Source organism: Streptomyces sp. NPDC048516, from assembly GCF_043199875.1.
Taxonomy (GTDB): domain Bacteria; phylum Actinomycetota; class Actinomycetes; order Streptomycetales; family Streptomycetaceae; genus Streptomyces.
Map to the genome: position 1 here is coordinate 377532 of NZ_JBICWS010000003.1, position 22025 is coordinate 399556.

A 22025-nucleotide genomic window follows, 5' to 3' on the forward strand; every position below is an offset into this window, starting at 1 on the left:
CCAGGGGTGCGTCGTCTTGTCATGACCCGGTACGGCGCGTCTCGTCGGGCGTGTCCCGAGGCTAGCAAAGGGCAGCGAAACGAGCGGTGACCTCGGTCACCGCCCGTGGGGTGCGGACGGGGCCGCAGGTGCGGACGGGCTACAGGCGCCGGCGGGGCTGGACGGGCTACAGGTGCCGACGGGGCTGGACGGGCTACAGGTGCCGACGGGCACAGTCGTGGACAGGACAGGGCGAGAGGACAGGGCTGGGCTGGGCTGGGCTGGGCTGGGCTGGGCTACAGGTACAGCCCGGTCGCGTCCTCCGCGCCCTCCAGCCGCTCCGCGGCCACCGCATGCAGATCGCGCTCGCGCATCAGCACGTACGCCACCCCGCGCACCTCGACCTCGGCCCGGTCCTCCGGGTCGTAGAGCACCCGGTCCCCCACCTCGACGGTCCGCACGTTCTGCCCGACCGCCACCACCTCGGCCCAGGCCAGGCGGCGGCCGACCGCCGCGGTCGCGGGAATGACGATGCCCCCCGACGAGCGGCGCTCGCCCTCGGGGATGTCCGTCCGGACCAGCACACGGTCGTGCAGCATCCGGATCGGCAGCTTGTCGTGGGTGTCCTTGGTGTTATTCGGGCTCACGGCATGACCGTACCTGCCCGGCGGCACCCGCAACGCACCGCGGCCGCCTCCGGGACCGCCCTCAGCGGCGGCGCCGGGCCCGCAGCGTCAGCAGACCGACCACGGCCACACCGACCATCGCCACCGGAACGATCCGCTCCAGCCGCGGCGCCCCGTCCTGCGACACCAACTGGGCCCGCACGTCCGAGATCGCACGATTGGCGGCCACATACGCCCGCCCCGCCGTACGGTCCGCGGCCGCCGCCGCCCTCGCCTTGGCATCGTCCATGATCGTCTTCGGGTGCAGCCGCACACCGATCTCGTCGAGCGTGACGGCGAGCTCCTGCCGCCTGCGGACGATGTCCGCCTCGATCTGCGCCGGGGTCCTGGCTTCCGCCACCGCGCTGCCTCCGTCGTCTCGCGCCGATGCGTACGGGGCCGGGCACGAGGCCCCGTACGGAACCGGCCACACAACTGACTGCCGATTCGTGATGGACAGTCTGTCAGCTCACGCCCCCTTGCGCCCCACAGCACCCCCGTTTCGCACCCCCGAGGCACCCCCGGGACGCCCCCGAGGCACCCCCGGGACGCCCCCGGCGCCCCTCCGCGCCCCGGCTGGCTAATGTCGGGGCGTACGGACCCACGCTTGTGGGCCCTACGGACCCACGCTAAGGAGAGTCATGAGCGAGCGACTGCAGCCGGGCGACACCGCCCCCGCCTTCACCCTGCCCGACGCGGACGGCAAGCAGGTCTCGCTCGCCGACCACCGGGGCCGCAAGGTCATCGTCTACTTCTACCCCGCCGCCCTGACCCCCGGCTGCACCAAGCAGGCCTGCGACTTCACCGACAACCTCGACTTCCTCGCCGGCCACGGCTACGACGTCATCGGCATCTCCCCCGACAAGCCGGAGAAGCTCGCGGGGTTCCGGGAGAAGGAGGACCTCAAGGTCACCCTCCTCGGCGACCCCGGCAAGGAGGTCCTGGAGGCCTACGGCGCCTTCGGCGAGAAGAAGCTCTACGGCAAGACCGTCACCGGCGTCATCCGCTCCACCGTCATCCTCGACGAGGAGGGCACGGTCGAGCGCGCCCTCTACAACGTCAAGGCCACCGGCCATGTCGCCAAGATCATCAAGGACCTGGGACTGTAGGGGACACCGGCCCCGACCGGTCCGGCAGCTCCAGCACGGCCTCGGCGCCGCCGTCCGCGGCGGCGCCGAAGTCCAGCCGCGCCCCCAGCACCTCCGCCTGCCCGGCCGCGATCGTCAGCCCCAGACCGTGCCCGGTCCCCCGCTCCGGCGCCGCCGTACGGAACCGGCGCGGCCCCTCCGCGCACAGCTCCGCCGGATAGCCGAGGCCGTGATCGCGCACCACGATCCGCGACCCCGCCACCACCACCTCGATCGGCGGCTTGCCGTGCTTGGCCGCGTTCGCCAGCAGGTTCACCAGCACCCGCTCCACCCGCCGCCGGTCCGTCTCCACGATCCGCGGCTCCCCCTCCACGGACACCGACACCTCGTCCACCCCGCGCTGGCGCGCCGCCCGCTGCACGATCCCGCGCACCAGCGACGGCAGCTCACAGGCGTCCAGGTCCGCCCGCTCCACCCCCGCGTCCAGCCGCGAGACCTCCAGCAGGTCCTCCACCAGCCGCCGCATCGCCTGCGCCCGGTCCCGCACCAGCTCCACCGCCCGCGGCTGCGGCAGCAGCTCGGCGGCCGCGACCAGACCGGCCACCGGCGTCCGCAGCTCATGCGCCACATCCGCGGTGAACTCGCGCTCCGCCTGTGCCTGGGCCGCCAGCGACGTCGCCATGTGATGCACACTCCGGCCCAACTCGGCCACCTCGTCCCGGCCGTTGCTCGCCAGCGCATCCGCGTCCGGCGCCTCCCCCGCCGCGATCCGCCGCGCCGCCGCCGCACTCAGCCGCAGCCGCCGCGACAGCCGCTGCGAGACGAACCACGACACCACCGCCATCAGCACGACCGTGCCGCACCCCGCGATCAACAGCGCCCGGTCCAGCGCCAGTTGCGACGGATCGTCGTGCGGGTAGGCCGCGGACACCGACAGCGTCCGCGTCCCCACGCCCTCACCTGAGCCCCCGACCCCGGTCGCCGCCCACACCCGGGGATCCTCACCGCCGCTGATATACGTCCCCGACCGGTTCTTGAACACCGCGTCCCGCAGCGGCGACGGCAAGGTCGCATCGTCCACCTGCGCACCCAGCGCCCGCGTACCGTCCCGCTCGTAGATCTGCAGCGCCGAACTCAGCCGGTCGTCCTGATACGCCCGCGCCGCCCGCTCCCGCTCGGCGTCCGCTATGTGGTGCACCGCAAAACCGAGCACCACCACGGCCAGCGCCGTCATACCTGAAATGGCCAGGGCGATCCGGCCTCGAATGCCCATCACGCGAGGTTGTACATCTCCGTCGTGTCACCGAGCGGCGTCGAGCCCTCGTACCGCACCTCGAGACCGGTGAACACCAGCCCCCCGTCGACCGCCTTCGGGGCGAACAGCCGGAAGGTCGCCGGGAAGCCGGAATCCGCACCGCCCCCCGTGGTCTTCTCCACCTGCACCACGCCGGCGCCGAACGCCTCCCGGGCACCGTAATACTTCCACGAGATCCCGGTCGCCACCGTCTCCGCGTCCCGGCAGGCCAGCGTGATGACATGCGGTTTGGACACCGGCGTGCCGAAGCCGCAGTCCCGCACCCCCGGCAGGCCGGATGGCGGCTTGCCGTCCTCCTTCACGTCCTGCACCGCCGCCGTCTTCGGCGCGGCGTCCACCGCCGATGCACGGTCCGACGCCCGGCCGAACCACACCCCGCCGGCCGCCAGCACCGTCACCGCGGCGAAGGCCGCCAGCGCGGTACGCGCCCGAAGCCGGCGAGACCTCTCGCGGTCGGTCATCACGCTCTCCTCCCGGGGACCACGCCCCGTACCCCCACCGGCACCCACAAGGATGCCGCGCCCGACGCTTCACTCTGCCGCGCCCCGGACACAGGCTGATTGCCCGAACGCTGCGGTGACCACTCGGCTGTGTACCAGTCCTGTAACAAGCCCTGTCGCACCCCTGGCGCGGCTCCCTCCCCGCCCCGTCGAATCCCGCCTTCCGGGCGCCGGACGACCCGGCCGCGCGTGACGAATATCGCTTCATCCCTTCAGAGTGGTTTGGATTGGCGCTCCACTGCGCAGGCGAACCTGTCGTACCCCCGCCGCGCACCACGCGCTGACCGACCGAGAGGACCGCCTCGTGCCGACCGGCAGCACCGAAGCCGACCCCGTGCCCGACCAGGACCGGGAAGCGCTCAAGCGTCACCGGGTGCTCTTCCGTGCCGTCGCCCGGCGCAAGAACCCCAAACTGCGGCGCACCGACATCACCGTCACCGACGAGCGCGTGGTCAAACGCGCCGTGAAAGCCGCGGCGCTCGGCAACGCCATGGAATGGTTCGACTTCGGGATCTACAGCTATCTCGCGGTCATCATCGGCAATGTCTTCTTCCCCGGCGGCAGCGACACCACCAGGCTGCTGTCCTCGTTCGCCACTTTCGCGGTGGCGTTCCTCGTACGCCCCCTGGGCGGCGCCTACTTCGGCCCTCTCGGCGACCGTATCGGCCGCAAGAAGGTCCTCGCCTTCACCATGATCATGATGGCGCTGGGCACCTTCTGCATCGGCCTGATCCCGTCCTACGCCGCCATCGGCTTCTGGTCCCCGGTCCTGCTCATCTCCTTCCGCCTGATCCAGGGCTTCTCCACCGGCGGTGAGTACGGCGGCGCCTCCACCTTCATCGCCGAGTACGCTCCCGACAAGAAGCGCGGTTTCTACGGCAGCTTCCTGGAGATGGGCACCCTGATCGGGTACACCGGCGCCGCCGGCATCGTGCTGCTGCTCAACACCGCCGTGGGCGACGACGCGATGAACAGCTGGGGCTGGCGCCTGCCGTTCCTCATCGCCGGCCCCCTCGGCATGGTGGGTCTCTACCTCCGGGTCAAGCTCGACGAGACCCCCGCCTTCCAGAAGTTCGAGGCCTCCCACACCCACAGCGCCACCGGCTCCGTCGTCGAGGCCGAGGCCGAGTTCTCGCACCTGTCCGAGAACGCCCCCAAGAAGAAGATCAGCGAGATCTTCGCCCAGCAGTGGCCCGCCCTCATCCTGTGCATCGCCCTGGTCGGCGCGTACAACACCACCGACTACATGCTGCTGTCGTACATGCCGACCTACCTGACGGACACCCTCCACTACGAGGAGTCCCACGGCCTGCTGATCCTTCTCGGCACCATGGCCGCCCTGATGTGCATCATCAGCACCGTCGGCAAACTGAGCGACCGCTACGGCCGCAAGCCCCTCCTGATGGCCGGCATGCTCGGTTTCTTCATCACCGCCATCCCGTCCTTCCTCCTGGTCAACCAGGGCAGCCTCGGCGCGGTCATCGGCGGCATGGTCCTCCTCGGCGTCTCCCTGGTCTGCCTGCTCGGCACCATGTCCGCCGCCCTCCCCGCCCTCTTCCCCACCAACGTCCGCTACGGCTCCCTCTCCATCGGCTACAACCTGGCCGTCTCCCTCTTCGGCGGCACCACCCCCCTGGTGATCACCGCCCTGATGGGCGCCTTCCACGGGAACGTCATGGTCCCCGCCTACTACACGATGGGCGCCGCCCTCGTCGGCGTCATCGCCGTGGCCTGCATGAAGGAAACCGCCCAGCAGCCCCTCGACGGCTCCCCGCCCTCCGTCGCCACCAAGAAGGAAGCCGTCGAACTCATCGAGGCCCAGACACCGGAACCGCGCTTCTGATCCACGCCACACCCCTCTGCGGGCCTCGGGACCCCTTCCCCGAGGCCCGCAGCCTTTTCCCGCCCCGCTTCTCACCACGAGCCGTAACCGGTTCCCCGTTCGATCGTTGGTGTGTTCGAGAGGGTGCGCGGGGGTGGGCCCGGGCGCACGGAACGAGGGGGGAATCATGCCGGTCAGTCCGTATACCCGGGAGCGGCTCTCAGAGGCGGTTTCGTCTTCGCGGACGCTCTCCGAGGCGCTACTCAAGCTCGGGGTGGATCCGAAGGGTCCCTCACGGCCGTATCTCCGCGAACGGATGCGGTCGTTGGGTATCGACACCTCGCACTTCGCACGTGAGGGCGCGCGCTGGACCAAAGAGATCCTCGAAGAGGCGGTGGCGCAGTCCACGAACATGTACGAGGTCGTGACACGGCTTGGGCTCGACCCTGTCGGGGGTCATCACACTCACATCAGCCGCCGTGTCCGGGCCTTCGGGATCGACATCTCGCACTTCTCCCCACGGAGCAGGGCAGGCCATCCGGCGGGCCGCCGGCGCACTCCCGGGGAAATCCTGAGGAAACAGGACGATGTCGCCAGCAGTCGTCGAGTCCACAGCGACCGGCTCAAGCGCGCATTACTGGCTCTCGGCACGGCCGAACGCTGCGCTCTCTGCGGGACGGAACCGTCCTGGCGCGGCCGTCCCCTCCCGCTCGAAGTTGACCACATCGACGGCAACTGGCGGGACAATCGCCCGCAGAATCTGCGGCTTCTGTGCCCCAACTGCCACTCGACGACCGACACCTACCGGGGCCGCAACAAGAGCTCTCGCACCGCGGCGGGATCACAGCAATGAGCGGTGGCGTCCGCTACACACGCGAAGTCCTTCAAGCCGCAGCAGACGACTGTACGGATATTGACGACGTCGTCACTTTCCTCGGCACCCGTCCCTACGGGCAACTCCAGCGATACCTCTTCAAGCGCTTCGCCCACTTCGGCATCGACGCCTCCCATCTACGCCGACGCAGCGCTCATCGGGCATGGCGGCCTCCATCCCACAACGAATTGCGCAAGGCAGTGGCAGAGTCCACTTCCATCGCCGGCGCGTTACGCAGACTGGGCCGACCCGACACTGCGCGCACTCGCTCACAGTTCCAGCAGTGGCTCGCCGAAAGCGACACCAGTACAGCGCACTTCCTGGGCCAGGGTCATCGGCGCGGCAGCCCCGGCACGACCCCCGCCAAGCCGCCGGAGCAGATCCTCGTCAAACACCACGGCGCACGCCGGACGAAAAGCGTGCAGTTGCGCCGAGCACTCCGGCAGACCGGCATCCCCGAGCGGTGTGCCGAGTGCGGCACAGCCCCCGCGTGGCATGGCAGACCCATGACCCTTGAGGTCGACCACATCAACGGCGACTGGAGCGACGACCGCGCGGAGAACCTCCGACTCCTCTGCCCCAACTGCCATGCGATCACCACTACTTGGTGTCGCGGGGGGCGCCCTGACCGGAACGGCCGCAGAGGCCGCTAGCCCATACCCGCCTCCCTCCGCGGCCGGGCCGGTACGATGACTGGTGGCTGGCGGCCGTGGCGGAATTGGCCTACGCGCAGCACTTAGGATGCTGTGGGAGAAATCCCTTGAGGGTTCGAGTCCCTCCGGCCGCACGCGGAGAATGGCCTGCGAATCGAAGGTCCGGTTCGCAGGCCATTTCCGTATCCCGAAACTCAGCCCAGCAGCTCCCGCACCACCGGTGCCAGCGCCCGGAATGCCTGGCCGCGGTGGCTGATCGCGTTCTTCTCGGCGGGGGGCAGCTCGGCGCAGGTACGGGTGTGGCCGAGGGGCTGGAGGATGGGGTCGTAGCCGAAGCCGCCGGTGCCGGAAGGGGTGTGGCGGAGGGTGCCTTCGAGCTTGCCCTCGACGACGCGCTCGGTGCCGTCGGGGAGGGCGAGGGCCGCGGCGCAGAAGAAGTGGGCGGCGCGGTGTTCGTCGGCGATGTCGGACAGCTGGGCGAGGAGCAGGGCGAGGTTGGCCTGATCGTCGCCGTGGGTGCCCGACCAGCGCGCGGAGAAGATGCCGGGGGCGCCCCCGAGGACGTCGACGCAGAGGCCGGAGTCGTCGGCGACGGCGGGGTGGCCGGTGGCCTCGGCAAGGGCATGGGCCTTGAGGAGGGCGTTCTCGGCGAAGGTGACGCCGGTTTCCTTGACGTCGGGGATCTCGGGATAGGCGTCGGCGCCGACAAGGTCCACATCGAGGTCGGCGGTCTCCAGGATGGCCCGGAGTTCGGTGACCTTGCCGGCGTTGCGGGTGGCGAGGATGAGGCGACGGGGGGCTGCGGAGTGTCCACCGGTGTGAGGCTGCATGGGCAGTGATTATCCCGGTGTGCAGATCCTCGTCATGTCATGGGCCCCGTCGACGATCGGCTGTATGCGGGGGGCCTTGTTGTGGTCGATGTCCTTGCGGGCGGCCTTGATGCCGTTGTTCGTCTTGTCGACGGCCTTGGACAGCTCGGGGTCGTGCGCTTCCTTGCTCAGCTTCTGCAGGTTGGTGTCGATGTTGTCGAGGGCCTGCTCAGCCTTCTGCGGGTCGGTGAGGGAGTTGTCCGCGGCCTGCTGGAGCTTGTCGACGGCGTTGACGACGGAGGTGGCGGTCTTGGCGCAGTCCATGGCCTTCTGGACCGCCCCGCAGCCGGAGAGCAGCGGTATCGCGAGGGTCGCGGCGACTAACGCGGCGCATGCGGTGATGGCGGGGCGACGATGCCGGCGGGTGCGCGGGGCCATGGTGCGGTTCCTTCCCTCGGGTCATGCTCGGGCAAAGGAAGAAACGCGGGGTGGGACTGTTTGGTTGCCCGGACACCGGCGCCGGGGGCCGGGACCGGACACCTGGGCGGGAAGCGGCGCGGGGCGGGGCGGCGTGGGCGGGGCGGGAGCGGGGCAGGAAGCAGGGGCCGGGCGCCGGCGCGGGGCCGTCCCGGCGGTCAGACGAGGCCGGCCTGGGTGATCAGACGAGGCCGGTCTGGGTGAGCAGCATGGCGAGGACGACGACGAGGGTCCAGCCGAGGACGTTCTCCAGGAGGCGGGAGTCGTCCTGGGGCCCGCCGGTGCGGGCGCGGATGCGGGGCGCGGTCGCGGCAGTTGTGGGCATGGCTCCACCATGCGACGGCCGCGGGGGCCTTTTCCAGAGGGGGACGTCCCATGAGAAAAGCCTCACAGGGGGAGGGGCCAGCCCTCCCCCTGTGAAGCGGTGCTTCGCGTGGCGGTTCGCGCTATGGGCCGCCTCAGACCGCGGGCCGCCTCCGACCGGGGACCGCCTCAGACCGCGGGCCGCCTCAGACCGCGGGCCACCTCAGACCGCGGGCCGCCTCAGACCGGGGACCGCCTTCAACCGCGGGCCACCCGCGGATGGCCGGCCCGCCTGCCCCGGCCCGGTCCGCCGCTCCCTCAGAGCGTGCGGGCCAGCGCCGCCCGCTGGGCCTCGTCGAGTTCGGCGCAGCCGGCGACGGCGAGGTCGAGGAGGGAGTTGAGTTCCTCGCGGGCGAAGGGTTCGGCTTCGGCGGTGCCCTGGACCTCGACGAAGCGGCCGTCGCCGGTGCAGACGACGTTCATGTCGGTGTCGGCGCGGACGTCTTCCTCGTAGCAGAGGTCGAGGAGGGGGGTGCCGTCGACGATGCCGACGCTGACGGCGGAGACGGTGCCGGTCAGCGGCTTGCGGCCGTGCTTGATGAGCTTCTTGCCCTGGGCCCAGGTGACGGCGTCGGCGAGGGCGACATAGGCGCCGGTGATGGCGGCAGTGCGGGTGCCGCCGTCGGCCTGGAGGACGTCGCAGTCCAGGACGATGGTGTTCTCGCCCAGGGCCTTGTAGTCGATGACGGCGCGCAGCGAGCGGCCGATGAGGCGGCTGATTTCGTGGGTGCGGCCGCCGATCTTGCCACGGACGGATTCGCGGTCGCCGCGGGTATTGGTGGAGCGGGGCAGCATCGAGTACTCGGCGGTGACCCAGCCTTCGCCGGTGCCCTTGCGCCAGCGCGGTACGCCCTCGGTGACGGATGCGGTGCAGAAGACTTTGGTGTCGCCGAAGGAGATGAGGACGGAGCCTTCGGCGTGCTTGCTCCAGCCGCGTTCGATGGAGACCGGGCGGAGCTGTTCGGGGGTGCGGCCGTCGATGCGAGACATGGCGTAGACCCTATCGGGAATGCCGAGGGCCCCACTCCGGGGCGGTGGACCGTCCGGGGCGGGGCCGTCGGGAGCGGCCTGGCGGCCGGCTCGTCAGCTCACATCATGTCTTCGATCTCGGCGGCGATGGGGTCCGCGTCGGTGCCGATGACGACCTGGATCGCGGTGCCCATCTTGACGACGCCGTGGGCGCCGGCGGCCTTGAGGGCGGCCTCGTCGACGAGGGAGGAGTCGACGACCTCGGTGCGGAGGCGGGTGATGCAGCCCTCGACCTCTTCGATGTTGTCGAGTCCGCCGAGCCCGGCGACGATCTTCTCAGCCTTGCTGGCCATGTCCACTCCTGCTTGTCTCGGCCGCCGGCGGTTCAGCCGTGCGGTTTTCACACCGTAACGCACGTTCAGCCCAACAATATGGGCTTTTGTCCGCGGTCTCGCGAAGGATGGCGATCACCGGAGTGCGCACCGGAACGGTCCGCACCACAAGTGGTCTACACCATCAGTATGCGGCAAGCACGAGGCCGGTTGCCGACGGGCCGACTGCCGGGAGGACACCGATGAGTTCGGACGCAGCGGCGGCACCGGGCAGGAACTGGGCGTCGGATCTCTTCCAGGGTCTGCAGAAGATGGGGCGCAGTCTGCAGTTGCCGATTGCCGTCCTGCCCGCTGCGGGAATTCTCAACCGTCTCGGCCAGCCGGATGTGTTCGGCGCGGACGGGCTGGGCTGGGACGCCGTCGGCAAGGTGTTCGCGGCCGCGGGCGGTGCGCTGCTGGATTCGGGGCTCGGGCTGCCGCTGCTGTTCTGTATCGGTGTGGCGATCGGCATGGCCAAGAAGGCGGACGGTTCGACGGCGCTGGCCGCGGTGGCGGGGTTCCTCGTCTACTTCTCGGTCATGCATGCGTTCCCGGCGGGCTGCGCCGCGGGCCAGACGTACACCCAGGCGGGCCTGTGGAGCGGGGTGTGCGTGGACCGGAAACTGACGGTGACGCAGGCCTCCTTCCAGAATCCCGGGGTGTTCGGCGGCATCGTCATGGGGTTTCTGTCCGCCTGGCTCTGGCAGCGCTTTCACCGGGTGAAGCTGGTGGACTGGCTGGGGTTCTTCAACGGCCGCCGGCTGGTCCCGATCATCATGGCCTTCGTCGGCCTGGTGTTCGCGGTGCTGTGCCTGTTCGTCTGGCAGCCTATCGGCGATGCGCTGACGAGCTTCAGTGAATGGCTGTCGGGACTGGGGGCATGGGGTGCGGGAATCTTCGGTGTCGCCAACCGGGCGCTGCTGGTGATCGGCCTGCATCAGTTCCTGAACACCTTTGTCTGGTTCCAGTTCGGCAGTTTCACCAAGCCGGACGGCACGGTCGTCCACGGTGACATCAACCGGTTCCTGGCGGGCGACCCGAACGCGGGGCAGTTCACCACCGGGTTCTTCCCGATCATGATGTTTGCGCTGCCGGCCGCGGCGCTGGCGATCGCGCACTGCGCCAAGCCGCACCGCCGCAAGGAGATCGCGGGCATGATGCTGTCGGTCGGCCTGACGTCGTTCGTGACGGGCGTGACCGAGCCGATCGAGTACTCCTTCCTCTTCGTGGCGCCGGTGCTCTACGCGATCCATGCCGTGCTGACGGGTGTCTCGATGGGGGTGTGCTGGGCACTGGGGGTGCACGACAGCTTCAGCTTCTCGGCGGGCCTGATCGACTACGTCATCAACTGGGGCCTGGCGACAAAGCCCTGGCTGATCATTCCCATCGGACTGTGCTTCGCGGTGGTCTACTACACCCTCTTCCGTTTCGTGATCACGAAATTCCGTCTGGCGACGCCCGGCCGGGAGCCGGATGAGGTGGGGGACGCGATGGAGCGGGAGAACGTGAAGTAAGAGGTCGCCTCGCGCCGCCGGCCCCCGGGTTCCGTTGCCCGGGGGCCGGTGATCATGTGGTCCACACCACTTGGAAGAATGGATTCCTTTATGTCAGGTCTACGTGCTAAGAATGGTCTAAACCACTAGTGGTGTAGACCAAGGTGTAGACCAAACGCGGGCCGTCCCCCCTTTTGAGTGCCCGCCTCACCAGGAGGAATCCGATGAGTTCGGCCACCGCCACGGCGGCCCCCGAGAAGAAGGGCCGCGGCTCCGGCGCCATGGCCGTGGCCCAGCGCATCGGCCGCAGTCTCATGCTGCCGATCGCCACGCTGCCCGCCGCCGCGCTGATGCAGCGGCTCGGCCAGCCGGACCTGCTCGGCCGGGAGTCGCTCCCCGACTTCCTGAACAAGATCGCCGAGTTCATGGCGGCCGGTGGCGGCGCGCTGTTCGACAACATGCCGCTGCTCTTCGCGGTGGGCATCGCGATCGGCTTCGCCAAGAAGTCCGACGGCTCCACCGGTCTGGCCGCGGTCGTCGGCTACCTGGTGTTCAAGGAGGTGCTGGGCACCTTCAAGGACACCAACCTGCCCAAGATCCAGGACGTCGTCGACGGCAAGGTGGCCAGCATCGCCCCGCCGGTGGACGCGGGCGTGCTGGGCGGCATCGTGATGGGCATCGTGGTCGCACTGCTCTACCAGCGCTACAGCCGCAAGAAGCTGCCCGACTGGCTCGGCTTCTTCGGCGGGCGCCGTCTGGTACCGATCCTCTCCGCCTTCGCCGGCCTCGTCATCGGCATCGTCTTCGGCTACATCTGGCCCGTTCTCGGGACCGGGCTGCACAGCTTCGGCGCCTGGCTCGTCGGCTCGGGCGCGGTGGGCGCCGGCATATTCGGGGTCGTCAACCGCGCGCTGATCCCGGTCGGCATGCACCACCTGCTGAACTCCTTCCCGTGGTTCCAGGCCGGTGACTACCAGGGCAAGCACGGCGACATCGCCCGCTTCCTGGCCCACGACCCCTCGGCCGGACAGTTCATGACCGGCTTCTTCCCGATCATGATGTTCGCCCTCCCGGCCGCCTGCCTGGCGATCGTGCACTGTGCACGGCCCGAACGCCGCAAGGTCGTCGGCGGCATGATGTTCTCCATCGCGCTGACCGCCTTCATCACCGGCGTCACCGAGCCGATCGAGTTCACCTTCATGTTCATCGCCCCGGTGCTGTACGCCATCCACGCGGTGCTGACCGGTGTCTCGATGGCGCTGACCTGGGCGCTGGGGATGAAGGACGGCTTCGGCTTCTCAGCCGGCGCGATCGACTTCGGACTGAACCTCGGCATCGCCACCAAGCCGTGGCTGCTCGCCCTCACGGGGCTGGCCTTCGCGGCGCTGTACTACACCGTGTTCCGCTTCGCGATCGTCAAGTTCAACCTCCCGACCCCGGGGCGCGAGCCCGAAGAGGAGATCGCCGCGGAGGACAAGGCCCAGTACAAGGGCTGATCCGCCACCGCCCGACGGCGGTCGCCCGCACGGCGAAGGCCCCCGGAAACCCTACGGTTCCGGGGGCCTTCGCCGTGCGGGCGGACGCACCCCGCGTACGCCTCAGATCTCGTGGACCGCGCCCGCCTTGGCGACCTCTACCGGTCCGTCATAAGCCTTCTGGGCATCGCGGATGCTGAGGGCCGGGTCGGTCCACGGCGGGATGTGGGTCAGCACCAGCCGGCCCACGCCGGCCCGCTGGGCGATCTCGCCGGCTTCCCGGCCGTTGAGGTGCAGATCCGGGATGTCTTCCTTGCCGTAGGTGAAGGACGCCTCGCACAGGAAGAAGTCGGCGCCCGCGGCAAGGCTCTCCAGCGCGTCGCAGGGGCCGGTGTCCCCGGAGTACGTCAGGGACCGGCCGCCGTGTTCGATGCGGAAGGCGAAGGACTCCACCGGGTGGCTGACCCGCTCCGTGCGGATCGTGAACGGCCCGAGGGTGAAGGTGCCCGGCGTCAGGGTGCGGAACGCGAAGACCTCGCTCATGGCGCCGTCGTACGGCAGATCGGCGTGCGCGACGGTCAGCCGGCGCTCGGTGCCGGCCGGTCCGTGGACCGGCATCGGCGCGCAACGTCCGCCGTCCGGGCGGTAGTAGCGCACCACGAAGTAGCCGCACAGGTCGATGCAGTGATCGGCATGCAGATGCGACAGGAGTACGGCATCCAGGTCATAGAGACCGATGTGGCGCTGCAGCTCGCCCAGGGCGCCGTTGCCCATGTCGAGGAGCAGCCTGAAGCCGTCGGCCTCCAGGAGGTAGCTCGAACAGGCCGATTCCACGGAAGGGAACGACCCCGAGCATCCGACGACGGTGAGCTTCATAGCGGGCGTGAACCTCCGTGGGCGGGGGCGGCGGTATAGCGGTCTTCCCTGCTCGAACACCGGAGAGCTCGGGGAAGGGTCCATGCCGGGATTCCCGGCCGGTCCTTGCCGGGTGGTGCCGGGTCCTCGGCGGTCGGTGCGGTGCCCCCGAGCGTAAGGCGCAAAGGGGCCTGTAGCTCCTCCGGCGGGGCGAGCTGTGGGCGGAATCACCAGTCTGGGCTGTCGCCCCGTACGCCCGTACGCCCCTGCGCCCGTACGCCCCGGCCGGTGCCGCCTGGTGTTGCGCCGGGCCCCCGGTCATGGGTGGACCGATCGCCGCAACGAGGTGAACGTGTACCGAGGGGCGCCCGGCCCCCGCCCACGCGCCCCCGGAAGGCCGTGCGACGCGCCCCGGAAGGTCATACCGGGGCGCCCCGGAAAAGTCCTGCCGCCACGCCCCGGGAGAGAGACCCGCCGCCGCGGCAGGGAACCACGACGGCGGATGCGTACCGGACACGGCGGCACGGCCCGCTCTTCCGGCCCTCCCGTGCTCTTCCGGCTCCCCCGGCTCCCCCGTGCTCTTCCGGCCCTTCCGCCCTTCCGGCTGATCCGGGCCCGTCCGCCGGCAGCCGGTTACGCCCAGAGCTGGCCGTGCAGCGTTTCGATCGCGGCTTCCGTGGACTCTGCGGTGTACACGCCGGTGGAGAGGTACTTCCAGCCGCCGTCGGCGACGACGAAGACGATGTCGGCGCTCTCCCCCGCCTTGACGGCCTTCGTGCCCACGCCGATCGCCGCGTGCAGCGCCGCGCCGGTGGAGATGCCCGCGAAGATGCCCTCCTCGGCGAGGAGTTCACGGGTGCGGCGGACCGCGTCGTGGGAGCCCACCGAGAAGCGGGTGGTGAGCACGGACTCGTCGTAGAGCTCGGGGATGAAGCCCTCGTCGAGGTTGCGCAGACCGTAGACCACGTCGTCGTAGCGCGGCTCGGCGGCGACGATCCGGACGCCGGGAACGTGCTCGCGCAGATAGCGGCCGACGCCCATGAGCGTGCCGGTGGTGCCCAGACCGGCCACGAAATGGGTCACGGAGGGGAGGTCGGCAAGGATCTCGGGGCCGGTGGTGGCGTAGTGCGCACCGGCGTTGTCGGGGTTCCCGTACTGGTAGAGCATCACCCAGTCGGGGTGCTCGGCGGACAGCTCCTTGGCCACCCGGACGGCCGTGTTGGAGCCGCCCGCCGCGGGTGAGGAGATGATCTCGGCGCCCCACATGGCCAGCAGCTCGCGCCGCTCGGAGGAGGTGTTCTCCGGCATGACGCACACGATGCGGTAGCCCTTGAGCTTGGCCGCCATGGCGAGCGAGATGCCGGTGTTGCCGCTGGTGGGTTCGAGGATGGTGCAGCCGGGGGTGAGCCGGCCGTCCTTCTCGGCCTGTTCGATCATGTGCAGCGCGGGCCGGTCCTTGACCGAGCCCGTGGGGTTGCGGTCCTCCAGCTTCGCCCAGATGCGGACGCCGTCGGAGGGTGACAGGCGCGGGAGGCGGACGAGAGGGGTGTTCCCGACCGCCGCCAGCGGGGAGTCGTACCGCATCAGCGCATGCCCCCCGCCCGCCACCCGACCGCCACCCCTGCCGGACGGGACTGCGTCCCGGCGCCTCCTGCCACCGCCGGGAGGATCGTCACGCTGTCGCCGTCGGCGAGCTTGGTGGAGATGCCTTCCAGGAAGCGGACGTCCTCGTCGTTGAGGTAGACGTTCACGAAACGGCGCAGCTGCTCGCCGTCGACCAGGCGCTCGCGGATGCCGGTGTGCCGGCTCTCCAGGTCGGTGAAGAGGTCGGCAAGGGTCTCTCCGCTGCCCTCGACGGCCTTCTCGCCGTCGGTGTAGGTGCGCAGGATGGTGGGGATTCGGACCTCGATGGCCATGGGAGTGCTCCTGTCCAGATGCGATGGCGGGGCGGTGCGTCCCGTGTGCACGGCGTTACGGCGTGCCGGGAGGGCGTCGGGTGACGCCGGAAGTGCGGGGCTGTGGGGCGGCGCGCGCCGCGCGCCCTGACGGGCCGGCTCAGGCGGCGGCGCAGCGCGGACAGATGGCGCTGGAAAGGCGGCACAGATCGACGTGCAGCCGTGCGGCTCCGCAGCCGAACGCGCCCAGCAGTGCGGATGCGGAGCGACGTATGGCGAGCGGAGCGAGCAGCAGCATGCCCGGCCTCTTCTCGCTCACGTCGTGGTCAACCATGCGGTCATCGTATCGATTCCCGGTCCGGGTATTGGAACCTCGTCCCACCATGCGGACGATTGGTGTACACCAGGTGGGACGACCTCAGGAGTAGGCCGCCACGACCTCGACTTCTTCCTCGCTGACCTCGCCGTCCACGATCCGGTACGAGCGGAACTGGAAGGGCCCGGCATCGTCGGTGTCGGCGGTGGAGACCAGGACATAGTGGGCGCCGGGCTCGTTCGCGTAGGAGATGTCGGTACGCGAGGGGTAGGCCTCGGTGGCGGTGTGCGAGTGGTAGATGATCACCGGCTCCTCGTCCCGGTCATCCATCTCGCGGTAGAGCTTGAGCAGGTCGGCGGAGTCGAATTCGTAGAACGTGGGCGACCGGGCGGCGTTCAGCATCGGGATGAACCGCTCGGGGCGGCCGCTGCCCGCCGGGCCGGCGATCACGCCGCAGGCCTCGTCGGGGTGGTCCTGGCGGGAGTGCTCGACGATCTGGTCGAAGAGCGCCTTGGTGAGGGTCAGCATGGCGCCAAGAATAAACAGCGGGCCCGCGCGTACCGAAGAGTGGTACGAGCGGGCCCGCATGCTGGACGCCGAGGGGATGCGCCCCGTTCCGTCCGGGTGCTGCCTCAGCCCTTGGTGTTCTTGGTGTCCTTGGCGGAGGCGTTCTGCGGCGCCGCGCCGGCCGTCAGGCCGTTCGCCGCGTCCCGCCGCTTGATGCAGAGGTAGCCCACGCCCAGGATGAGCGCCCACACGGGAGCCGCGTAGAGCGAGATCCGGGCGTCCGGGTCGACGCCCATCATCACGATCACCATGGCGATGAAGGCCAGCGCGAAGACCGAGGTGTAGGGGCTGCCGGGGGCCTTGAACTCGGACTGCGGCAGCTCGCCGCGGTTCGCCTTGGCGCGGTAGCGCAGCTGCGAGGCCAGGATGACGATCCACGCCCACATACCGGAGATGGTGGCGAAGGAGACGACGTAGTTGAACGCGTCGCCGGGCCACTGGTAGTTGATGTAGACGCCGAAGAGCATCATCGCGACCGAGACGCCGGTGCCCCAGGTGGGCAGGCCGTTCTTGCTGAGCTTGGTGAAGAACTTCGGGCCCTGGCCGTTGAGCGCGAGGTCGCGCAGCATCCGGCCGGTGGAGTACATGCCGGAGTTGGCCGAGGAGAGCGCGGCCGTCAGCACGACGAAGTTGACGATGCCGGCGCCGGCCGGCAGGCCGATCTGCTGGAAGGCGGCGACGAAGGGGCTGACGCCCGGCTTGAAGACCGTCCAGCTGACGACGGACAGGATGATGATCAGCGCACCGATGTAGAAGAGGCCGATCCGCCACGGCACGGTGTTGATCGCCTTGGGCAGGACCTTCTTGGGGTTGGTCGCCTCGCCCGCGGTCACGCCGACGAGCTCGACGGCGAGGAAGGCGAACATCACGATCTGCAGCGTCATCAGCGTGCCGCCGATGCCCTTGGGGAAGAAGCCGCCGTGGGACCACAGGTTGGTGAAGGAGGCGGTGTCACCGGCGTCGGAGAAGCCGAGGGTGATCACACCGAGGCCGATGAGGATCATGCCGATGATCGCGGTGACCTTGACCATCGAGAACCAGAATTCCAGCTCACCGAAGATCTTCACGGAGATCAGGTTGATGCCGAAGAGCGCACACGTGAACACCAGGGCCGCGGCCCACTGCGGTATGCCCTTGTTCCAGTACTGCACGTACGTGGCCGCGGCGGTCACTTCCGTGATGCCGGTGACGACCCAGAACAGCCAGTACGTCCAGCCGGTCACAAAGCCGATGAAGGGGCCGAGGAATTCGCGGCCGTACTCCGAGAAGGATCCGGAGACGGGCCGGTACATCAGCAGCTCGCCCAGGGCCCGCATGATGAAGAAGATGACCAGACCGACGATGGCGTAGGCGAGGATGATGCTCGGCCCGGCCATCGAGATTGCCTTGCCGGCTCCGAGGAAGAGTCCGGTACCGATGGCGCCGCCAATGGCGATCATCTGGATCTGGCGGTTTCCCAGACCCCGCTGGTAGCCCTCTTCGGGGGCCGCCCCAGCTGCCTCACTGCCGTCGTGCTGCTTGTCGACCTGCACAGAGGTCATGTGTGGTGCGCCTTTCTCCATACCGACCCGGCCTGTCCGGATCGGGTCCCGATCCCCCCGGATGGAGTTCCTGCACGCCGACGGTCAGCCGGCCATAGCGCTCCCGCGGCGACAGGGGTGGCGTCGCTCACGGCAAGTCGTGAACATGTATCACGGCGTCTCTTGGACCGCCTAGGGATGGCGTGAATCAAACCACGAGATAAAGCGGACATGAGCCCTGAAGTGCCGCAATTCACATGGCTGAGGTGATGCGATCGTTATCCGGATTTGAGCATCCGCTGAGCGAACGCAGCGGTAATAACAGGGGTGGAACGCCCTGTTTTCAGCCCATCAGAGACTCGACAAGGGTCTCCTGGAGCCCGCCGAGCCAGAGGTATGCCATCACCATCGGCTTGCGCGGATCGCTATCCGGGAGCCGCAGCAGTTCTCCGCCATCTTCTTCATCGGTCACTTCAAGCCGGGTTCCGATGGCCAGCCTGAGGTCGTTGAGCGCCCCCAGCCACCGCCGGCACTCACCGGGGTCGAGGCGGAGCAGCGCGCTGTCGCCGGCGGGCGCCAGGCCGTCCAGCGCGCGGATCAGCGCCAGGGCGTCCTCGCGCTTGCGCGCGCGCAGATCGTTCTCGGTGTAGCGGCGGAATTCGGCGGCGGCGGCGCGCACATCGTCGTCGGGGACGAGATCGGGTCCGCCGTAGGCATCGGGGAAGAGGCGGGCCAGCACCGGGTCGGCGGGCGGCTCACTGGGGCCGTCGTTGAAGATCGACGCCAGCAGGTCGTCGCTCTCGCTCTCCCCGGCCTCCTCGCCCGGACCGATCAGCTCCATCAGCTGGACGGCGAGGCTGCGCAGGATGGAGATCTCGACCTCGTCGAGGGGGACGGCGGCGCCGCCCCCGGGCAGCGGCTCGAAGTGCCCGGTCATCGGCGGTCCTGCTGAAGGGTCGCCCACAGGCCGTAGCCGTGCATGGCCTGCACGTCGCGCTCCATTTCCTCGCGGCTGCCGCTGGAGACCACCGCGCGGCCCTTGTGATGGACGTCGAGCATCAACTGGTGGGCCTTGTCCTTGGAGTAGCCGAAGTACGACTGGAAGACGTAGGAGACGTAGCTCATGAGGTTGACCGGATCGTTGTGGACGATCGTGACCCACGGGACGTCGGGCTCGGGGACCTCGAAGGGGGCCTCGCTCGACTGGGGGCGCTCGGTCTCGACCGGGACACTGAGGGTGCAGCGATGCGGCCGGAGCGTGATCGTGGGGGACGGGTGGGCGCTCACAGGCCCCATGCTGCCACCCGGGGGCGGGCGACGCACAAATGCCCCTCGCGCGGGCCGCGTCGGCGGGCCGCGCCCGGCGCCCGCGGACGGTCTTTTGTCGCTCCCGGAGCACTATCGTCAAAGTGACGAGTATGAGGGGTAGCATCTCCCCCATGAACACAGCAGACCTGGGGCTGCCGGTGGCCGTGCCGTCGACTGCGCTCTTCACCGACCAGTACGAACTCACCATGCTGCAGGCCGCGTTGCGGTCCGGCACCGCGGACCGGCGGTCGGTCTTCGAGGTCTTCACCCGCCGGCTTCCCGAGGGCCGCCGCTACGGCGTGGTGGGCGGCACGGGCCGGGTGCTGGACGCGGTGGAGAACTTCCGCTTCGACGAGACGATCCTCGGCTTCCTGCGCGAGCGCGCCATCCTCGACGAGCCGACGCTGGCGTGGCTGGCCGACTACCGCTTCCGCGGCGACATCTGGGGCTACCCGGAGGGCGAGGTCTACTTCCCCGGCTCCCCCCTCATGCGGGTCGAGGGCACCTTCGCCGAGGCGGTCCTCCTGGAGACGGTGATCCTCTCGATCCTCAACCACGACTCCGCGGTGGCCGCGGCCGCCTCCCGGATGTCGGTGGCGGCGGGCGCGCGCCCGCTGATGGAGATGGGCGCCCGGCGCACCCATGAGCTCGGCGCGGTGGCCGCGTCCCGCGCCGCCTACGTCGGCGGCTTCCACACCACCTCCGACCTGGCGGCCGGCTTCCGCTACGGCATCCCCACCGTCGGCACCAGCGCGCACGCCTTCACCCTGCTCCACGACACCGAGCGGGACGCCTTCACCGCGCAGGTCGACAGCCTGGGCGGCGGGACGACCCTGCTCGTGGACACCTTCGATGTCGCCGAGGCGGTGCGCACCGCGGTGGAGGTGGCAGGACCCGGTCTCGGCGCCGTCCGGATCGACTCCGGCGATCTGCTGCTGATCGCCCACCGGGTGCGCCAGCAGCTCGACGAGCTGGGCGCCACCAAGACCAAGATCGTGGTCACCAGCGATCTGGACGAGTACGCCATCGCCTCGCTGGCCGCCGCGCCGGTGGACGCGTACGGCGTCGGTACCCAGCTGGTGACCGGCAGCGGCCACCCGACCTGCTCGATGGTCTACAAGCTGGTCGCCCGCGCCGACAGCGAGGAGCCCGGCGCCCCGCTGCGGCCGGTCGCGAAGAAGTCGATGGGCGCCAAGAGCTCGCTCGGCGGCCGCAAATGGGCCGCGCGCCGGCTCGACGAGGACGGTGTGGCCACCGCCGAGGTCATCGGCACCGGTCCGGTCCCGGCGGAGCTGGCCGACCGGCAGCTGCTGGTGCCGCTGGTGAGCGCCGGCACGGTGGTGGCCCGTGAGCCGCTGGATGCCGCCCGCGACCGGCACATCGCCGCCCGCGACCGGCTGCCGCTGTCGGCGACCCAGCTCTCCCGCGGCGAGCCCGTGCTGGCGACCGAGTACGTCTGACGAGTGCGTGCGGCGCGCGGGGGGGGCGGAGTGCGCCACCGCCCGGCCCCCGCCGCACTGCCCAGCTCCGCACCACTCCCGCAATCCCACTCCAGTGGCTACCCTCGGTCACACCACCGCTCCGCGCCCCTCCCCGATTCCAGCCGGAAGGCACGCACCATGCACCGGGCATTGATCGTCGTTGATGTGCAGAACGACTTCTGCGAGGGCGGCAGCCTCGCGGTGGCGGGAGGTGCGGATGTGGCGGCGGCGATCACCGATCTGATCGGCCAGGCGGCCGGCGGCTGCTACCGCCATGTCGTGGCCACCCGGGACCACCACATCGATCCCGGCGACCACTTCTCCGCCACCCCCGACTACGAGACCTCCTGGCCGGTGCACTGCGTGGCCGGCACGGAAGGCAGCGGCTTCCACCCCAATTTCGCCCCGGCGCTCGCCTCCGGCGCCATCGACGCGGTCTTCGACAAGGGCGCCCACACCGGCGCCTACAGCGGCTTCGAGGGCGCGGACGAGAACGGCACGCCGCTCGCGGACTGGCTGCACGCGCACCGCGTCAGCGAGGTCGACGTGGTCGGCATCGCCACCGATCACTGTGTCCGTGCCACCACGCTGGACGCGCTCCGCGCCGGGCTGCGCACCCATGTCCTGCTGAACCTGACCGCCGGGGTGGCCGCGCACACCACCGAGCGGGCGCTGGAGGAGCTGCGGGCGGCCGGTGCCGAGCTGACCGGCAAGCCGGTGGTCCTCGGCGGCTAGGGCGCGCCGCGGGGAGCAGCCCGGGGCGATCCGCACGGCACGCCCCTCGGCCGCCCGCGGGGCACGGTCAGGCGGCCGATGCCGGGCGCTCGTCGTCGTCCGGGCCCTCCTCCCGCAGCGGGCGGGCCGGGTTCCGCAGCAGCGCCCGTATCGGGTGCCAGGACTCGGTGTCGTCCTCCGGGGCCTCGCGCCAGACCAGGCCGTCCGGATGGTGCAGGACGGCCGTGACCTCGTCGGGCGTGGGCGGCTCGGTGTTGCCGCGCAGGTAGACGGCCCGCAGCCCGAGGTTGCGCAGCCTGGTCAGGGCGCGCTGGCGGTTCACGGCATGGACCAGGACCCGCACCCGGCAACCGCAGTCGTACAGGCCGCCCCGGGCCCCGTGGGGCGGCCTGGGCAGCGACAGGGCAACCACCACGCTTCCGCCGGGAAGCCTGGTGAAACCGCCACCGGACATCGTCATATCTCCCCCCGTGAGACTTCGCGTCAACAAGGAAC

At 69.9% G+C, this 22025-nt stretch carries 26 protein-coding genes, 1 tRNA gene and 1 riboswitch; of the genes, 9 read left to right on the forward strand and 18 right to left on the reverse strand.

Annotation, left to right across the window (positions count from 1 at the left end; all coding sequences use genetic code 11):
- Positions 1-5 precede the first annotated feature (5 nt).
- Positions 6-78, reverse strand: a riboswitch (guanidine-III (ykkC-III) riboswitch).
- Between the two features lie 197 nt (positions 79-275).
- Together ACGFR7_RS08820 and ACGFR7_RS08825 are read right to left on the reverse strand one after the other, a co-directional pair.
- On the reverse strand, positions 276-578 hold the full coding sequence (locus ACGFR7_RS08820; protein ID WP_048828920.1) for a co-chaperone GroES: 303 nt from the start codon (positions 576-578) through the stop codon (positions 276-278).
- Positions 579-687: 109 nt separating this feature from the next.
- Positions 688-1005, reverse strand: a complete 318-nt coding sequence (locus ACGFR7_RS08825; protein WP_393314997.1) for a DUF3618 domain-containing protein — start codon at positions 1003-1005, stop codon at positions 688-690.
- A gap of 280 nt (positions 1006-1285) precedes the next feature.
- Between ACGFR7_RS08825 and bcp the strand changes: the two genes are divergently transcribed.
- On the forward strand, positions 1286-1753 hold the full coding sequence (gene bcp / locus ACGFR7_RS08830) for a thioredoxin-dependent thiol peroxidase (protein WP_393315000.1): 468 nt from the start codon (positions 1286-1288) through the stop codon (positions 1751-1753).
- On the opposite strand, the gene ACGFR7_RS08835 is transcribed toward bcp, so the two are convergent.
- On the reverse strand, positions 1734-3005 hold the full coding sequence (locus tag ACGFR7_RS08835) for a sensor histidine kinase (RefSeq protein WP_393315003.1): 1272 nt from the start codon (positions 3003-3005) through the stop codon (positions 1734-1736). The two genes, bcp and ACGFR7_RS08835, sit on opposite strands and share 20 nt — an antisense overlap.
- Positions 3005-3508 (reverse strand): hypothetical protein, encoded by a 504-nt coding sequence (locus tag ACGFR7_RS08840; RefSeq protein ID WP_393315006.1) that lies wholly within the window; start codon positions 3506-3508, stop codon positions 3005-3007. The genes ACGFR7_RS08835 and ACGFR7_RS08840 overlap by 1 nt, the downstream gene beginning before the upstream one ends.
- Positions 3509-3851: 343 nt before the next feature.
- Here ACGFR7_RS08840 and ACGFR7_RS08845 point away from each other — a divergent pair, with 343 nt between their 5' ends.
- The 4 genes from ACGFR7_RS08845 to ACGFR7_RS08860 all read left to right on the forward strand — a co-directional run bounded on the left by ACGFR7_RS08845 (position 3852) and on the right by ACGFR7_RS08860 (position 7030).
- A complete protein-coding gene (locus ACGFR7_RS08845; RefSeq protein ID WP_393315009.1) occupies positions 3852-5390 on the forward strand; it encodes an MFS transporter in 1539 nt (512 codons plus the stop codon).
- A 166-nt stretch (positions 5391-5556) separates the two neighbouring features.
- Entirely contained in the window at positions 5557-6222 is a 666-nt protein-coding gene (locus ACGFR7_RS08850; protein ID WP_393315012.1) for an HNH endonuclease signature motif containing protein, read from the forward strand.
- Positions 6219-6896, forward strand: coding sequence for an HNH endonuclease (locus ACGFR7_RS08855; RefSeq protein ID WP_393315014.1), 678 nt, complete (start codon positions 6219-6221; stop codon positions 6894-6896). The genes ACGFR7_RS08850 and ACGFR7_RS08855 overlap by 4 nt, the downstream gene beginning before the upstream one ends.
- Positions 6897-6946: 50 nt before the next feature.
- Positions 6947-7030 (forward strand) — tRNA-Leu (locus ACGFR7_RS08860).
- A 60-nt stretch (positions 7031-7090) separates the two neighbouring features.
- On the opposite strand, the gene rdgB is transcribed toward ACGFR7_RS08860, so the two are convergent.
- The 5 genes from rdgB to ACGFR7_RS08885 form a co-directional block, all read right to left on the reverse strand.
- Complete coding sequence (gene rdgB / locus ACGFR7_RS08865) at positions 7091-7726, reverse strand: RdgB/HAM1 family non-canonical purine NTP pyrophosphatase (RefSeq protein ID WP_393315017.1); 636 nt, start codon at positions 7724-7726, stop codon at positions 7091-7093.
- 9 nt (positions 7727-7735) lie between these two features.
- Entirely contained in the window at positions 7736-8143 is a 408-nt protein-coding gene (locus ACGFR7_RS08870) for a hypothetical protein (protein WP_393315020.1), read from the reverse strand.
- A gap of 220 nt (positions 8144-8363) precedes the next feature.
- Positions 8364-8507 (reverse strand): SCO1431 family membrane protein, encoded by a 144-nt coding sequence (locus ACGFR7_RS08875; protein WP_393315023.1) that lies wholly within the window; start codon positions 8505-8507, stop codon positions 8364-8366.
- Between the two features lie 296 nt (positions 8508-8803).
- A complete protein-coding gene (rph, locus tag ACGFR7_RS08880; protein WP_393315026.1) occupies positions 8804-9535 on the reverse strand; it encodes a ribonuclease PH in 732 nt (243 codons plus the stop codon).
- A 98-nt stretch (positions 9536-9633) separates the two neighbouring features.
- Positions 9634-9867 (reverse strand): glucose PTS transporter subunit EIIB, encoded by a 234-nt coding sequence (locus ACGFR7_RS08885; RefSeq protein WP_018091307.1) that lies wholly within the window; start codon positions 9865-9867, stop codon positions 9634-9636.
- A gap of 221 nt (positions 9868-10088) precedes the next feature.
- On the opposite strand from ACGFR7_RS08885, the gene ACGFR7_RS08890 reads away from it, so the two are divergent.
- Together ACGFR7_RS08890 and ACGFR7_RS08895 are read left to right on the forward strand one after the other, a co-directional pair.
- Complete coding sequence (locus ACGFR7_RS08890) at positions 10089-11399, forward strand: PTS transporter subunit EIIC (protein WP_393315029.1); 1311 nt, start codon at positions 10089-10091, stop codon at positions 11397-11399.
- A 203-nt stretch (positions 11400-11602) separates the two neighbouring features.
- On the forward strand, positions 11603-12874 hold the full coding sequence (locus ACGFR7_RS08895; RefSeq protein WP_393315032.1) for a PTS transporter subunit EIIC: 1272 nt from the start codon (positions 11603-11605) through the stop codon (positions 12872-12874).
- Between the two features lie 102 nt (positions 12875-12976).
- Here the strand turns inward: ACGFR7_RS08895 and ACGFR7_RS08900 are convergent, their stop codons facing one another.
- The 8 genes from ACGFR7_RS08900 to clpS all read right to left on the reverse strand — a co-directional run bounded on the left by ACGFR7_RS08900 (position 12977) and on the right by clpS (position 19293).
- Positions 12977-13729: an MBL fold metallo-hydrolase gene (locus tag ACGFR7_RS08900; RefSeq protein WP_393315035.1), complete on the reverse strand. Its 753-nt coding sequence runs from the start codon at positions 13727-13729 to the stop codon at positions 12977-12979.
- 612 nt (positions 13730-14341) lie between these two features.
- Positions 14342-15292 (reverse strand): PLP-dependent cysteine synthase family protein, encoded by a 951-nt coding sequence (locus tag ACGFR7_RS08905; RefSeq protein WP_393315038.1) that lies wholly within the window; start codon positions 15290-15292, stop codon positions 14342-14344.
- Positions 15292-15624, reverse strand: a complete 333-nt coding sequence (locus ACGFR7_RS08910; RefSeq protein ID WP_088797849.1) for a MoaD/ThiS family protein — start codon at positions 15622-15624, stop codon at positions 15292-15294. The genes ACGFR7_RS08905 and ACGFR7_RS08910 overlap by 1 nt, the downstream gene beginning before the upstream one ends.
- Positions 15625-15763: 139 nt before the next feature.
- A complete protein-coding gene (locus ACGFR7_RS08915; protein WP_311626986.1) occupies positions 15764-15937 on the reverse strand; it encodes a putative leader peptide in 174 nt (57 codons plus the stop codon).
- A gap of 84 nt (positions 15938-16021) precedes the next feature.
- Entirely contained in the window at positions 16022-16447 is a 426-nt protein-coding gene (locus ACGFR7_RS08920; RefSeq protein WP_393315041.1) for a Mov34/MPN/PAD-1 family protein, read from the reverse strand.
- Positions 16448-16551: 104 nt separating this feature from the next.
- Positions 16552-18027 carry an amino acid permease gene (locus tag ACGFR7_RS08925; protein WP_393315043.1) on the reverse strand — a complete coding sequence of 492 codons (1476 nt, stop codon included), beginning with the start codon at positions 18025-18027 and terminating at the stop codon, positions 16552-16554.
- A gap of 322 nt (positions 18028-18349) precedes the next feature.
- Positions 18350-18943, reverse strand: a complete 594-nt coding sequence (locus ACGFR7_RS08930) for a DUF2017 domain-containing protein (RefSeq protein WP_393315046.1) — start codon at positions 18941-18943, stop codon at positions 18350-18352.
- Entirely contained in the window at positions 18940-19293 is a 354-nt protein-coding gene (gene clpS, locus ACGFR7_RS08935) for an ATP-dependent Clp protease adapter ClpS (protein ID WP_088797852.1), read from the reverse strand. Before clpS ends, ACGFR7_RS08930 begins: the two co-directional genes overlap by 4 nt.
- A 152-nt stretch (positions 19294-19445) precedes the next feature.
- Between clpS and ACGFR7_RS08940 the strand changes: the two genes are divergently transcribed.
- Positions 19446-20774, forward strand: a complete 1329-nt coding sequence (locus tag ACGFR7_RS08940) for a nicotinate phosphoribosyltransferase (protein ID WP_393315049.1) — start codon at positions 19446-19448, stop codon at positions 20772-20774.
- Positions 20775-20933: 159 nt separating this feature from the next.
- Positions 20934-21530: an isochorismatase family protein gene (locus ACGFR7_RS08945; protein WP_393315052.1), complete on the forward strand. Its 597-nt coding sequence runs from the start codon at positions 20934-20936 to the stop codon at positions 21528-21530.
- Positions 21531-21597: 67 nt separating this feature from the next.
- Here the strand turns inward: ACGFR7_RS08945 and ACGFR7_RS08950 are convergent, their stop codons facing one another.
- Positions 21598-21984 carry a hypothetical protein gene (locus ACGFR7_RS08950; RefSeq protein WP_393315369.1) on the reverse strand — a complete coding sequence of 129 codons (387 nt, stop codon included), beginning with the start codon at positions 21982-21984 and terminating at the stop codon, positions 21598-21600.
- Positions 21985-22025 lie beyond the last annotated feature (41 nt).